General features: G+C 40.9%; 13 protein-coding genes. 6 read left to right on the forward strand and 7 right to left on the reverse strand.

The window, feature by feature from the left end:
- Positions 1-96: 96 nt before the first annotated feature.
- From FHW89_RS15235 to FHW89_RS15265, 7 genes are all read right to left on the reverse strand, one after another.
- Positions 97-1,218 carry a FecR family protein gene (locus tag FHW89_RS15235; RefSeq protein WP_172335919.1) on the reverse strand — a complete coding sequence of 374 codons (1,122 nt, stop codon included), beginning with the start codon at positions 1,216-1,218 and terminating at the stop codon, positions 97-99.
- Between the two features lie 94 nt (positions 1,219-1,312).
- The gene (locus tag FHW89_RS15240) at positions 1,313-1,891 is read right to left on the reverse strand and encodes an RNA polymerase sigma factor (protein WP_172335920.1); all 579 of its coding nucleotides are present in this window, start codon (positions 1,889-1,891) and stop codon (positions 1,313-1,315) included.
- Positions 1,892-2,764: 873 nt separating this feature from the next.
- Positions 2,765-6,367, reverse strand: a complete 3,603-nt coding sequence (locus FHW89_RS15245) for a M1 family aminopeptidase (protein ID WP_172335921.1) — start codon at positions 6,365-6,367, stop codon at positions 2,765-2,767.
- A complete protein-coding gene (locus FHW89_RS15250; RefSeq protein ID WP_172335922.1) occupies positions 6,279-7,154 on the reverse strand; it encodes an ABC transporter ATP-binding protein in 876 nt (291 codons plus the stop codon). The genes FHW89_RS15245 and FHW89_RS15250 overlap by 89 nt, the downstream gene beginning before the upstream one ends.
- Before the next feature lie 75 nt (positions 7,155-7,229).
- The gene (locus FHW89_RS15255) at positions 7,230-7,436 is read right to left on the reverse strand and encodes a helix-turn-helix transcriptional regulator (protein WP_172335923.1); all 207 of its coding nucleotides are present in this window, start codon (positions 7,434-7,436) and stop codon (positions 7,230-7,232) included.
- A 2-nt stretch (positions 7,437-7,438) separates the two neighbouring features.
- Positions 7,439-7,957: a DUF2975 domain-containing protein gene (locus FHW89_RS15260; protein ID WP_172335924.1), complete on the reverse strand. Its 519-nt coding sequence runs from the start codon at positions 7,955-7,957 to the stop codon at positions 7,439-7,441.
- A gap of 422 nt (positions 7,958-8,379) precedes the next feature.
- Entirely contained in the window at positions 8,380-9,204 is an 825-nt protein-coding gene (locus FHW89_RS15265) for an alpha/beta fold hydrolase (RefSeq protein WP_172335925.1), read from the reverse strand.
- A 214-nt stretch (positions 9,205-9,418) separates the two neighbouring features.
- Between FHW89_RS15265 and FHW89_RS15270 the strand changes: the two genes are divergently transcribed.
- The 6 genes from FHW89_RS15270 to FHW89_RS15295 all read left to right on the forward strand — a co-directional run bounded on the left by FHW89_RS15270 (position 9,419) and on the right by FHW89_RS15295 (position 14,889).
- Positions 9,419-10,015, forward strand: a complete 597-nt coding sequence (locus tag FHW89_RS15270; RefSeq protein ID WP_172335926.1) for a Crp/Fnr family transcriptional regulator — start codon at positions 9,419-9,421, stop codon at positions 10,013-10,015.
- Positions 10,016-10,158: 143 nt separating this feature from the next.
- Complete coding sequence (locus FHW89_RS15275; protein WP_172335927.1) at positions 10,159-10,953, forward strand: alpha/beta fold hydrolase; 795 nt, start codon at positions 10,159-10,161, stop codon at positions 10,951-10,953.
- A 30-nt stretch (positions 10,954-10,983) separates the two neighbouring features.
- Positions 10,984-11,862 (forward strand): alpha/beta fold hydrolase, encoded by an 879-nt coding sequence (locus tag FHW89_RS15280; protein WP_172335928.1) that lies wholly within the window; start codon positions 10,984-10,986, stop codon positions 11,860-11,862.
- Positions 11,863-11,907: 45 nt separating this feature from the next.
- The gene (locus FHW89_RS15285; protein WP_172335929.1) at positions 11,908-12,327 is read left to right on the forward strand and encodes an OsmC family protein; all 420 of its coding nucleotides are present in this window, start codon (positions 11,908-11,910) and stop codon (positions 12,325-12,327) included.
- A 476-nt stretch (positions 12,328-12,803) separates the two neighbouring features.
- Positions 12,804-14,207, forward strand: a complete 1,404-nt coding sequence (locus FHW89_RS15290) for a S41 family peptidase (RefSeq protein ID WP_172335930.1) — start codon at positions 12,804-12,806, stop codon at positions 14,205-14,207.
- A 76-nt stretch (positions 14,208-14,283) separates the two neighbouring features.
- Complete coding sequence (locus FHW89_RS15295) at positions 14,284-14,889, forward strand: RNA polymerase sigma factor (RefSeq protein WP_172335931.1); 606 nt, start codon at positions 14,284-14,286, stop codon at positions 14,887-14,889.
- Positions 14,890-14,919 lie beyond the last annotated feature (30 nt).

Below are 14,919 nucleotides of genomic sequence, written 5' to 3' on the forward strand. Positions count from 1 at the left end.
AAAACCGGTTTTGCCAATTCTCTACGGGTATTTTTTATGGGTTTTCATTTCAGGTAATCGAGTTTATTAATCAGCGTTTTATAAATTATCAGTGAATTAATTAGATACGGTTATCCTCTTATCCAAAACTTTAAAGTGAACTGCATTGGTTAGCTCCAGCGTTTTGATAACCTGTGATACATTCTGGTATTTGGATACCGTACCACTAAAAACCAGGGATTGCAGGGCGATATCTTTATAGTCCACTTCTACATTATACCACCTGGATATTTTTTTCATGATACTGGCCAGGCTTTCATCATTAAAAAGAAAATACCCATTTTTCCAGGCTATGGCCTCGTCTGTATCTACCGGCTGAATAGTGAAGGTATGATCACTGACGTTTGATTGCTGTCCCGGTTTGATAATCATTTTTTGATTACTGGATACTGTGGTAACCTTTACCGATCCTTCTAATAAGGTTGTTGCTGTTGTTTTTTCGTCCCTGTAGGCATTGATATTAAAATGGGTGCCTAATACTTCTACTTCCTGTAGATCAGTTTTTACTTTAAAGGGCATAGCTCTATTGTGGGCCACTTCAAAATATGCTTCGCCAGAGAGTTCAACCAAACGTTCATTGCCTGTAAATGCAACCGGATATTTAAGGGTGGATGCCGCATTTAACCAAACGTGTGATCCATCTGGCAATATCACCTGGTATTGCTCTCCTTTTGAAGTTGCAAGGGTATTGATCTGGCCCCCCGATTGTTGAAGATTACCGGATGTATGAGTGCTATAAATAAGTTCACCTTGGGCGTTCTTACTAATTGTTACTCCCCCTTCATTGGCAAGCTGCCCGCTAATGGCGTTACCTAAAATTAGCTTTTTACCGTTTGCCAATGTCAGGGTAGCCTGGTTTTTACCCGGATTTACATCTGTTTTGCTAATGGGTGTCTGCGTTTTTTGATACAACAGACAATAAATACCTGTAAATGCAAATAGCGTTATAGCCGCAGCTGCCGCTAAACGGTATCTTCTATTTAACTTTTTAGAGGCCTGTTTCTTTTGAATATCGTCCCAAACCTGGTCAACATCCTCCACTCGTTCTTTATCCGTTATCTGAAATAGGGGCAACTGATTATTTTTCAAGTACCAGCTTTCTAAAAACGCCTCGTCTTCCGAAGTAGCCCGACCCGATCTGTAACGTTCCCATAATTCATTTAATGCTTTGTCTTCCATTATACATAAGGGGCCTATTAATGCCTTTGTTAATGGTAAGGAAAGTTCAGAGGTTGGTACAGGTAGATGAAATTAAAAATATTTTAACATCTGCTTACAAATACATTATTACCAACAGGTAAATTGTTACTCCCAGTTTTACCTTTAATATTTTTAACGCGTTCGTAATTTGTTTGCTTACGGTTTGTTCTGATATCTCCAGTTTCCAGGCAATTTCCCTGTGGCTTAGGTATTCGTTTCTGCTCATTATAAATACTGCTTTCATTTTTGGTGGCAGCATGGCAATTTCTCTTTCAATACTTTTCCGTAACAGATTTTCCCTAACGCGATGGTCAGTTACAATCTGCTCTTGTAATGCAAATGCCTTCATTGAATTATGATATTTTTCATGAACCCGTTTTCTGGACATTTTATTCAAGATGGCATTACGGACGGCACCATACAAATAGCCCGACAAGCTTCCGGTAAACTCAATTTGTTCTCGTTTAGCCCACAAGTAAGTGAAAACTTCTTGAATAATATCCATAGCTTCTTCGCGGTCACGCAACTTATTAACCGCATGTGCGTGAAGAATAAATTTATAACGGTCATAAATCTGAGCATAAGCTTTATGGTCATCCTTCTTTAAAAGAAGCATCAATTGTTCGTCGCTTGAACTGCTGTAATGGTCCATTATTTCAGTATTCCAAAAGATAGTCGGCCTGGGAACCATTAGTTGTCCTGACCAGATCCGTTTGTATAAGATTAAACATGATTAAATCCTTAAGGATTCATAAACAAATCTTTAAGAATACTGGAAGTTAGGTTATCGGGTAGTTGTTTTGAGCATTGGAGGCGCTGTAAACACCACGCAAACGTTTGATTGAAAAAAGCGGACCGCCTGCTGTGGTTAACATAAATAAATATTATTGATTTTATTATTTCTTGAGTTCCTTATAACTCGGCATGTATCAAATATTGAATCATCATTTATCTTAACTTTTCATCCTTCCCCATACCTGTTTAAGTTTAATTATTAAAAAGAAGAATGAGATTTCAAACAAACGTTTGCGTAGATAGGCGGGGAGAATTAAAATATGATCAGCCGTTATCTGGTTCAGATCTATTGGCTTTATGCGACACAATAAATAATCGTAAAGGTCGATTTCTATTGGGCTATTAGAAATAATATTGAAAGATATGAAAAGTCTGCAAATCAAATGATTGCATGTTTTTTTGTTTGTATCAAAATATCATTTTATGCACCCAATTGCAACAAAAAGCTGCAAATTCGTTGATTGTCAATGCATTAAATTATTAAGCTTCTTGATAATAGCAGGCTACAAACTTACTTTTGTTTCACTTTTAAGCTTGTAATTATGAAAAGTAATTTCCACCTGCTTTTTTACCTGAGAAAGCAAAAAACTACAAATACCGACCAATGGCCATCTACATGCGCATTACCGTAGAAGGTAAACGCGTAGATATGTCGGCCGGGCGGCCATCAGCCATACGGTTATATAGCTCATAGATTTGCAAAAACTAAATAGGAATCGTTAGATGATGATCACTTTATTACCGATGTGTTATTTTCCATGTTTACGTCCAGAAATTTCATTTTAGGGTCCGCAGTAATACGAACAGGTCTTTCTTTTAAATTTAGTAACTTATTACCTGACGAATTATGTATTGCGAACATTTGCCGTTTTCCGTTCTCGAACTCAATTTCCAGCTCAACTTCCCCATTTAAAGGCAGGTTCAATTTTTTACCATGATCATCTTCGCTGTATTTATTAGATACAAGATTAAACGATAAATTATAGTGCCCGCTTCTCTGCAGACTAAGAGCCACTTTATATAATTGAATGTCGTAAGTGACTATGTGTTTGAACAACTCGTCGATCTTAGCTTGCTGGATTTTATTGGCGACCGCATATAGTTCGTTGATAAGGTCCAAAGATGTTGGGGGCTGATTGGGGTAAGTGTACTTATTAAGAAAATTTTTGAGTGCCTGGTTTATTTTGGATTCGCCTAAAAGAAGATAAAGTTGGTACATCACGACCATCCCCTTATCATAACATAGATAGGACTTTTTTGGGTCAGCCTTATATAAAGGTTCCTCATCATCAAAACCACGTTTACCAAGATAAATGTCCTTATGCACCTTTATTCGGGATAAGAGATTATCGGTACCATATTTCTTTTTATACAGCATCAGTTCGGTATACATTGCCAATGTTTCGGTAAGTACCTTGCTACCCTGCCGGTATTCCGGGTCAATCATTGCATTACCCCACCAGGTGTGTGATAGTTCATGGCTTATCTGCTCATTCAGGATATCGCGACGGGCATCATGCTCAATTTTATTTTGGAACCCGAAATCTTCGTTAATGAAAAACGCTGTCGGGTAGGCTGTAGCCGCGAAGCCTTTAGTGAACGAGGATATTTCCGCGAAGCGAATGGTACGGTAAGGATATTTACCAAAATTCTCTTCACAATAATCGATCGCTTGTTTGGCGTCGTCCATCAATCGGCCGATATTCTGCTGATGACCGGATTGGTAATAAGCTTCTACTGCAATACCATGATGCCTGGTGCGCAATACATTATATTGCGCCGACGCTACAGCGAACCGGAACGGAACGGGCTGTGTTGTTTGATATTGATAATAACTCCGTGCAGCCTTATGCCAGCTTGCCTTCAACTCGCCGATGCCGACAGCCATTTGCTCTTTTGAAGTGGATATAGTAGCATTCAAATTAATGTAGCCGTAATTATAGGGGGAATCACAAGCCGCATCTAACGGCTTGACAACATCAGATGCCGGTAATTTTCGATGTTTACGCTCGATAGGGTCGTCGATCTCGTTATCGGCCATGTAGCCAAACCTCGGGTAAAAATTACTGATTCGAAGAAACGAGCCATTTTTTAATATAGCGCTGAATTGCATAAAACCATTGAAAGCGGATGCCTGGTAGCTGAAACTGAATGTCATGTTCATTGAACCACCCGGCTTAAGGGGCTGCTTCAGAAAATACCACACATGGCCATAAGCAGCATCATTTGATGCTTTTTCGGCATTGGGTATCTTAATGGCTTTCCATTGCAGATCTTTGTCGGTATACAGCAATACGCGATCAATGTCTTCCCTGCTTTTATTGACCAGGGTGTAGGTGCCTTTTACTATGTAGCTGTTGTTCTCCGGATAAAGGTCAATGTCGGTATTCACGGCAATGATGGTCGGTTGCGGCGTGTCGCGGTATTTTTTGTACTTTTTCTCGTAAACCTGCTTCCAGTCGTTACGTTCATTTTTGCGTTTGATCACTGTTTGATTCGAGATCACATAACCCGATATAAAGGCACCTGCAACACAAATTGACAGGAGTACGAGCGGAGCCAATTTTATTTTATACCATTTTTGGAAACTTTCCCAAACTTTTATTGCGATCATAAGAATACCGGCGGTAACGAAGATCCCGTACAGCGTTTTATAATGGAACGCGTTCAGAAGAAGGTCGAAGCCGTTCATTTCACTATATTCACCATGATATACATTGGCAAAAAGCAATAAGGGGTTCTTTAATCCGATCAGGCCTCCGAGGGAGGTATTGAGGATTAGCAACAATAAAGTAGATACGGCCAACCCCTTATATCGGTTCTTACAAAAGACCTGTATAGATACGACCAATGCAGCACTAAACGAAAGCGGCAGGCCGGTCAGGTAGAACAACGAAAGATAAAGCTGCCAGTCAATATGAGGACAGGCAAATAACAACTGGAACAGTATGCCGATGACCATGTTAGAGGCGATCAACAGTAAGAGTACCGCCGATAAGGTACACCATCTGGCCATCAAAACAATGCTGGGAGGAACAGGACTGCTGTTCTCTAACGCATCGAAACGGGTGCTTTGGCTATACCAAAAGATCTCGCTTCCGTAAAATATTACCGCCAATAGCCCGACTATCGGAAACACCTCCAATATATTGGAAATCATTAATGCCGAGGTTGCGAACTTCTCGGGAAAACGTGAGCCGCCTGCGATATCCCCATACAATTCCATACTTAAAAAACATCCCCAACCCAGGATCAATAACCAGAAAGGAATACTTTTGACCACAAAACTTAAGTTTCGTTTTACAAAGCTGTACCACGCCTTGATCAGGTAGTGCGATCCACTGATCTGTGTTCGTAGTGGTTGATACCTGATCGTTGGTGTTTGCGGGGGAGCAGCGCACTGTTTCCGGCTAACAGTCTTCGTGCCTGATAAGGTGAAGTTAAGTTTGCGATAGGCAAATATGATAAAAATGCCGCTGATAAAGGTGTAGAATACACGGTTGAATAGGAAATTATCCCGTAAAGCCAATACCTGACTATTGCGCTGAGCTGCGGACCAGTATTGTGTCTGTTCAAAAAAGGCAGCCATGCCAAATGGGTCAAGCCGCGCCATGAGCTGCATGCTTTGTGCCGAAACCGGCGAAGCATTAGCCATCAGCGGCGAGTTGGTAAATAATGATATGCCCCAATAGAGGAAATAGATGAACAGGCCGGAGATGTATATGATCATCTTGTTCTTTGCGATCGCCCCGATGCTGCAAATGATACCAGTGCAGAACAAGATATTAGGAACAGCCAATGTCAAGAATGGATGAGCGTAACTCCAAAGTTGAAAGCCGGTGTATTGATCGGTATAGCTTCTGAAAAGTTGATGCCCTAATAATAATCCCGCCATAAATAATGCGAATGAGAACGTTGCCACCATGAAGATCACTGTCATCCGGCTGGTCAGATATGCTAACTTATTGATGGGGGTAGCATACAGAATGAGATCGAACTGTGAGTCTTTTTCGCGAAGTAAGCTTTGCGCAGCAAGCAAGGTAACCGTGAATATCGACAGTAGTGACGCTATCCCTGCGATATAGGTAATCACGTACGGAGAGTTTTTGAATGTGTCCTGAAAAGGGAAGTTAGCAGCAGCTGCGGTGACCAAACCTAAAGCTGCGAACAATACCAGAACAAGGTAAAAACTGATCTTGCGGGCAAAGAACAGCCAGTCGAATTTGAGTAAGGCAGTGAACATGTTACTTAGTATGATAGAGTTGAGTAAAATAAACATCTTCCAGATCTGGCCTTCGGCTGATAAAGCCATCACCGGGTCTGGTTTCGGCATATACGTGAATACTTTGTTTACCTGCCTGTAATTGCGCGGATATTACCTGGTACTGTTGCCGAAAAGCAGGCAGGTCTCGCCGGTCAATGGTTTGGCTCCATATCCTCCCTCCCAATTCATCGATGAAGGTATCGGGTTTTCCGTAAACTAAAAGGCTACCTTTGTTAATAATGGCCATTCGGCTACACAGATTGCGCACATCCTCGACCAAATGGGTTGAAAGAATAATGATCACCTGTTCGCCGATCTCGCTGAGCAGATTGTTAAAGCGGTTACGTTCTTCAGGGTCAAGGCCCGCGGTGGGTTCATCAACAATAATGATCTGTGGAGTACCCAGTAAAGCCTGCGCTACGCCAAAACGCTGTCGCATACCGCCTGAGTAAGAACTAACAGCCTTATGCCGATGTGTGTAAAGATTGGTGTTTTCAAGCAAGGCCAATATCTGTTCCTTACGCTGTTTGGATGATAGGATGCCCTTCAGAATGGCCAGGTGTTCTAGAAGGTCGAAAGCGCTTACTTTAGGATACACGCCAAAGTCCTGCGGCAGGTAGCCAAGATGCTGTTTGATCAAAACAGGGTTAGCTATTACATCGGTACCATTAAAAGTGATCTGACCACTGTCGGGACGTTGCAGTCCGGCGATAGTGCGCATCAAGGTTGATTTTCCGGCCCCATTTGGCCCGAGTAGCCCAAAAATACCGTTGCTGATATCCAGCGAAATATTTTGCATAGCTTTTACGCCGTTAGCATAGGTTTTGGTCAGGTTGTTAATTGTTAAAGCATTCATCAGTAAAATTTTTAGGCAATAAAAATCCATGCGCCTTTACGGCGTTATTTTTTGTTGTCAATATTGGGTCGTTTATTAGTCTGCTCTGTACTCTAAGATGTCGCCGGGCTGGCAATCCAAAGCTTTACAAATAGCTTCTAAGGTCTCAAAACGCATACCTTTGGCCTTTCCTGTCTTTAAGATGGACAAGTTAGCCTGGGTAATCCCTAGTATCTCTGCCAGTTCCTTGCTTTGCATTTTGCGTTTGGCCAGCATCACGTCAACATTTACAATTATTGGCATAGTTATATATATAGGTCCTGTTCGTTCTGTAAGTTAAGCCCCTGTTTAAAGATCACAGCCATAAAGTACGCAAATATACCAACTACGGCGTGCAGCAGCGCTAGCGCGATCAGCAGGTTCACCTCGTAGCTATAAATGATATGCCCGATCAGAAAAGGCAGGGGTACCACAAAATTAAGGATATAAAATATTTGAAGCCGCTTTACACCTTGCACCGTGAATAGTTTACTCTGCCTGAATGTGTTGAATATGTTGCCGAGCAGCCAGAAGAAAAGTCCGTACAGGCTAAGGAGTGCAACCAGTTCGAACTTGTAGTAAAATCGGACATCATCGCCTATCAAGAAGCGTGAATCTGTGAACGGATAATTGATCACAAAGCGCCTGCCTCCATTGATCACCTGGTACGCAGGAAGGCTGAGCACTATGCACAACAAGCTATACAAAGCCGTGGCTAAATAAGGTATCGCTACCGCCCTGGATATATAGAATAGGGATGCCGCTATAACTCGAACTCTTTTCATATTTTTAATATTTACTGTAAAAATATATTTAATTATTGTAAAACAATAATTAATCAAGAAAAATTATATTTTCATCCCTATGATAATGGCAAGCCATTATCATAAAAAAGGCCGCTCCGGTGGGAGTAGCCTCTTTTTTTAGCATGCCTTTTTTAGTATGCTAAATGAGGTCAAGTCTAATCAGGGAAATGGAATGGAACTTTGGACCCTAAAAATGGTTAGTAATTCGGTGCGTAGTAAATCGAAAGTCATATAAAATATTGTAAGTCAGTTGGTAGTAATCGTGTTCAATTCCCTACGGGCTACGAAGCCGCTTTACGAAAGTAAAGCGGCTTTTTTTTTGAGATTCTTTGGCTAATTTTAAAGTGTGGTGAATCAATTGCATGCTGAACTGGTAAAGACTTTCGGAATGTTAAGCTATATTAATGCCCTATTTTAGTTAACAGCATTGCCACTGAATCTGGTTTTGCTAAGAATGCGGAGTGGCTGGTGTTTAATTGATATACTGTTTTTACCCCACCTATTGCGGTACCAATCATCCTGTCTTGCAGATCTGGAGATACAACACGATCTTGTAATGTTTTAATATAAACCTTCTCAACGGAGCCAAAGTTTGCAGATGTCAGTGTCACAGGATCCTGCAAAGGGATTCCGGGCTCAGACCGGTAATTTTGCAGTACAAGGTTTTGAACCTGAGCCGAACCATCAGGTATAAATATATTCACAATTTGATCTTGCTTTACATCAACGGTTAAGCCGCCATTATTCATAATAAGGTTTCCTTTTATACCCAATTGAGATCCCGGATCTGTCATGGCAAGCCCAAATAATGATTGTCCGGAAGTTGGTAAATAAGCAGCTAGATAAACCAGCTTCTCTATTTTAGCGGGGATCTTTTCAGCAACAGACGAAATGATCATACCTCCTAAACTATGGCCAACAAGGATAACTTTGCCATTGATTTTTGAAATAGCATTGAGTACGGTAGTGGTGTAAAGGTTTAGTGTTATTGTTGAGGGATCAGTTTGATCGTTGCCATGGCCTGGAAGTTCTACAACGGTTACATTGTTGCCTTCATTAATCAGGGTGGTTTTTACCGCGTCCCATACATAAGGGGCTTGCCATGCGCCGTGTACCAGTACATAGTTTTTAGCAACAGGTTTCACTTCATCATTCTTTTTTGAACAAGATGAAAACATCATAGTAGTAGTAGCTACAGTAAGTAAGATTAATATTAGTTTTTTCATGATTTGAGATGCCTAATTGTTTAGGACACCACAAACTTCCGATTATGCGCCCCGGATAAGTTTAACCCAGGTTAAAATCGAAAAATAGTTCAAAGCCGTCAAAACAAGTTATACTATTAGGCAACCAGAACAACAATTAATCAGTAATGATGATAGTTATTAACCATCGCCGTGTGTTGGTATGCGATCTTATTAAAATTTATATTTTTATAACATGTCTGAGAACAAAACTGAAATAGAATTACTACGAAAGATCTTAGGGTCTGCCGGTATGAAACCAGAAGCATTTGACTTGTCATTGCCTTACTGGAAATTAAAACAGTATAAAAAAGGCGAGTTTTATAACGAATATAAAAATGTTTGCAAACACCTCGGTTTTGTTATCAATGGTGTGTTTAGGATCTACCGTGTAAATAATGATACGGGAGAAGAAAAGAACATGCTGTTTTTTACTGACCACCAATTTGTAGCATCCTATAAAAGCTTTTTGGCCCAAACTGCCTGCGAATATTATACAGAAGCAATGGTTGATTCGCTTATATTATATATACATATCGATCACCTGAATGAACTTTATGGGCAATCACACCAGTGGGAACGGTTTGGAAGGATCGTAGCCGAAACCGCTTTCCATGAAGTTATGGTTAATACCGAAGGGTTTCTTTTTAAAACGCCGGAAGACCGTTACCGGGAAATGATGGAAAAGCATCCGAATATTTTTAATGCGGTACCACTTTATCATATCGCCTCTTATCTGGGTATCCAGGGGCCATCTCTGAGCCGGATTCGTAAACGGATGGTCGGAAGGTAACACCCATTGCCACCCGGTTTGCATATTAAAAATCTTCTGAAAAACTTTTTTCAGGAGATTTTTCGATTTTAACCTGGGTTAAACTTATTGCTCTGGCATAGCCCGATGTTTGTGGTGTCCTAAACAATTAGGCATTAAAAAACATGAAAACAGCAATAATAATGATGGCAATGAGTGTATTAGGTTTTACTGCTCAAGCCCAAAAAACAACCAACAAAAATTCTAAAACTATTGTACTTGTTCACGGAGCCTGGTCTGATGCTTCTTCCTGGAATGCAGTAACTCCTTTATTAAAAGCCCAGGGCGAAGAGGTGATCAATGTTAACCTTGCAGGTCACGGAAAAGATACCACCTCATTTGCCGGTATCACCTTTCAAACTTATGTTGACCAGGTAAAAGCAGCTATCGGTACCCGTACGAATGTAGTTTTGGTGGGACATAGTTTTGCCGGACTGGTGATCAGCCAGGTAGCTGAAGAAGTTCCCGCACAAATTAAAGAACTGATCTTCCTGGCAGCAGCGCTTCCACATGATGGTGACAGTCTTTTAGGACTTGCAAAAGGAGATGCGGCTTCTCATATCGGCAAATACCTTACAATCGATCAGGAACATGGTGCAGCAATAATTGCTAAAGACGGAGTCGCTGATATTTTTGCCGCCGATGCCCCGCAACAAATTCAGGAATATATTGCCGCCAACATTAAACCGGAACCGCTGGCACCCCTTGCTACACCCGTTCATCTGACAGAGAAAAATTTCGGCAGCGTTAAAAAAGTTTATATCCATACCGTTAATGACCATGCAATCAGTTACCCAGCACAGCAATATATGGTAAAAAACAGCCAAGTGGCCAAAGTGTATACCCTGCAAAGCAGTCATACACCATTCATTTCTATGCCGGATAAACTGGCTGCAATCCTGATTGCTGAAAGCAAATAATAACTTCTTCATATCATAAAAACATAAAAAATGTCACAAGATTTAAATAAGGGTAATACAGCGTTTACTCACGAAACAGTTCCAACTGCCTTTATCGATGTTAAAGGCACAAAATTCGCTTACCGTTCATTTGGACAGTCACAAGGTGTGCCGGTTGTATTTTTACAGCACTTTACTGGTACTTTAGACAACTGGGATCCGACAGTTACCAACGAATTAGCTAAAACACACCCTGTTATTTTATTTGATAACAAGGGCGTTGGCAGCAGCGAAGGTGAAACTCCTGCTACGGTAGCGGAAATGGCAAATGATGCCTATGATTTCATCAATGCATTGGGCCTGAAAAAAGTTTATTTACTTGGTTTTTCACTGGGGGGGTTCATCGCCCAAAACCTTGCAGAAAGTTATCCCGAATTGGTAAGCAAAGTGATTTTGGCAGGCACCGGTCCGAAAGGTAGTGAAGGGATAACCGAAATTGTGAACGTTGTAACCGCGGGTATGTCAGACGGCCCTGTAAAGGTTCTGCGAAATGTATTTTTCACCAAAACAAATAACGGTGTGGAGGCCGGCGAGCAGTTCCTGGAACGTTTACAATTAAGGAAAGAGAACCGCGATACCCCTACAGCCGGAGCAACGGTAAATGCGCAGGCAACAGCTATCATTACCTTCGGCTATGAAAAAGATCCGGAATACCAACAACTGCGCAATATTAAACAGCCTGTTTTGATTGTGAACGGCACCAACGATTTAATTGTGCCGTCTGTCAACTCGTTCACATTATCACAATACCTGATTAATTCAAAACTCATTCTATGGAGTGATTCAGGTCATGGTGCCCTTTTTCAATACAGCCAGGATTTTGTGAAAGAAGCCAATGCTTTTTTAGCTGCCGAATTGCCAGGTAAATAACAACCAATAAACATCAAACAATAATTTTTAACTCATAAAAAAATCATGAAACGTATAGCAAAAGCACAATGGAACGGTACCTTACAAGAAGGCAAAGGAGAAATCAGCACACAAAGCACCGTGCTTAATCAAACTCAATATTCATTCAAAACCCGCTTTGCCGATCGCATCGGCACTAATCCGGAAGAATTGATAGCCGCGGCACATGCAGGCTGTTTTTCGATGGCCCTTAGCGCAACATTAGCACATCACAACATCACAGCAGGCGACATTTTTACTACAGCAACAGTTGATCTTGATATGCAGGCGTTAAGCATTACTGGTATTCATTTGGATTTACAGGCAAGTGTAATTGAAGGTGTAGATGAAGCAACATTTACTGAAATTGCTGAAGGAGCAAAAACACATTGTATTGTCTCAAAAGCATTGAATGTGCCCATTACGTTAGGCGTTGTTTACGCTTAATAGTCTGAAACATCTGACAGCATACTACATGAAACTCAGCGGACATATCTGCTGAGTTTTTTTATAAGTAAGCATTTATATGTTAAGCTTTGAGTTGCATTTTTGAAGCCAGTTGAAAAATATAAGATGGTCGCGGCGTAATCTTCATCGGGTTTAATTTAAAAATGGATTTTGATAATATAGTGTATCAGTTTAAGCTATACTGGTTTAAGATATCTTTAAAATTATCCTTTTTTGCTTATAGAAATCACGGTATTCTGTGATTGTCACTTGCAAGTTCAACTCTTGGCTTCATATAAATAATGGGTTTAACTGTGACTAGCCGTTTAACATCATTATTGTTTTCGGTGATCACAAGTCATATGGCAACACAAACTTTTTATATATAACTTAACACTGGAGCTACTTGAAAGTTAATTCTCTATTAACAGTGGCAAAGTATATTTGCGGATAGACAAATATACTTTAAGAGTATTATGCAGCCATTCCTTAACTTTTATAAACAAAGTCGTTATGTCCTGATTTGTCTGGTATCTGTACTTATTTTACAAAGCTCCTGTAAAAAAGATAATAATAAGCCCAACTACCCCACCGGAAGCAATGAAAATATAAACAGCTGGATGCTTGATAGCCTGAAACGTTATTATTACTGGAGCGATGGCCTGCCCTCCAAACCGGCTCTTAATAGACCTCCGCTTGATTTTTTTTCGGCCATACGAAATTCCAGTGACCGGTTTTCATACATTTTGTTACCCAATGACCCATCCACAGTTAGCCCCAGCAACAAAAGTCAATACGGGTTTGATTATACCACCATCAAAGAAAAAAACACAGGTTTAGTTTTTGGCGTGGTGAAACTGGTTTTAAACGACTCCCCCGCTTCCAGATCCGGCCTGAAACGAGGTGATTATATCAGTAAAATTAACGGCAAAGCGATAACCCAGGAAAATGCCATCGCTTTACAACAGGAACTGCTTTCAGGTACCCGGGCTACCCTCACGCTGGCCGGAATAAGCGGAAATGAGTTAAAAGATACAGGCTCTGCGGAGTTAACCGCTGGCTTTACTTTTGAACAGCCTGCCGTAAGTAATATGGTTGATAATGGTGGCTCCAAAATCGCCTATCTTTATGTATATGATTTTAGTACTGGATTAGCGGCCTCACTTTATAATACTTTCATAGGACTTAAAAGTGCCGGTGTAACGGAGCTTATTCTTGACCTTCGCTATAATTCAGGCGGGCAGGTTGCCGAAGCGGCTGGGCTTTGCACTATGATTGCATCCGGGATCAACTATAACACCCCCTTTATTACTTATAAAGGGAATAAAAACGGTGGAACGCGAACCGAGTCTTTAGGCAGCGCGGCCACCTTTGATCATACTTTAAATTTTAATACACTTTTACAGGCCAACCTAAATCTAAAACGGGTATTTATTTTAGGAACAGGTGCAACCGCCTCGGCTTCGGAGGTGATGATCAATAATTTAAGACCATATATACAGGTTGTGCTGGTAGGCGAAAAAACGAGGGGTAAAGACGAGGCTTCCTTTAAAATTTCTGATGCCAGGGTTCCCAAACTGGTAGAATGGGAAATGCACCCAATTGTTTACAAATTGTTTAATGCTACGGGAAACGGAGGCTATGACTCTGGTATAGATCCTGACATCAGAGTCACGGAATTGAATGATCTCCCTTTGCAGCCATTTGGTACCTGGGAAGACCCTTTGGTTAAGGCCGCTCTCAATCGAATTTCCGGTAATAATACATTGGGCGTTCTTCAACAAAAAAAACCGGGTAATACAGGTTTAGCCGCCGGGGTAATTCTGGCCGACTCCCGTTTATCAATCACATCTGCAAGTACCGTGATTACTCACAGGTAAACCGGCAAAGCTTCTCTTACAGTTAACATTAACTTCAAACTACCCGCTTAACTTGCAATGCTTAACCTCCTGCCGTATGAAACATTTGGACAACTTATCAACCAAGGAACTTTTGTTCCTTATCCAAGCCGGGGATACCGATGCTTTCGGTGAAATTTATAAATTATACAGAAGAAAAGTATATAGCTTTGCCTATCGTTTTGTACGATGTGCCGAAGAGGCTAATGAACTAACCCAGGACGTATTTGTTCGTTTATGGGAAAACAGGATGAAAATTAATCCCGAAAAAAATTTTGAGGCGTACCTGTTTAGCATGGTTCGCAGCAATTTTTTAGACGCGTTAAAAAAGCAGGCCAGAATGTCTGTTTACCGAACGGCAAACACAGAAGAGCCCGCCTTTAATTCCACAGAAAGTTATATGGATTTTACAGAGTGCCGCCAGATAGCCATGACTGCTATTGAAACACTTTCTCCGCAAGCTAAAGTGGCTTTTTTATTGAGCCGGGAAGATGGTTGCTCACATGAAGACATTTCCAGGCAAATGGGGCTTTCAAAAAATACGGTAAACAACCACATAAAGAAATCCTTAACGCATATCCGTACCCGGATCCGTTATCTATCTCCTGATACCGTACTTCCTTTTGTGTTATTGATGCTGATGTATCTTCCGGAGATAGGCTAGTTTCCCTTCCCGCTATTTCTTAAGCTTATT

The organism is Mucilaginibacter sp. SG564 (assembly GCF_013149275.1).
GTDB lineage: Bacteria > Bacteroidota > Bacteroidia > Sphingobacteriales > Sphingobacteriaceae > Mucilaginibacter.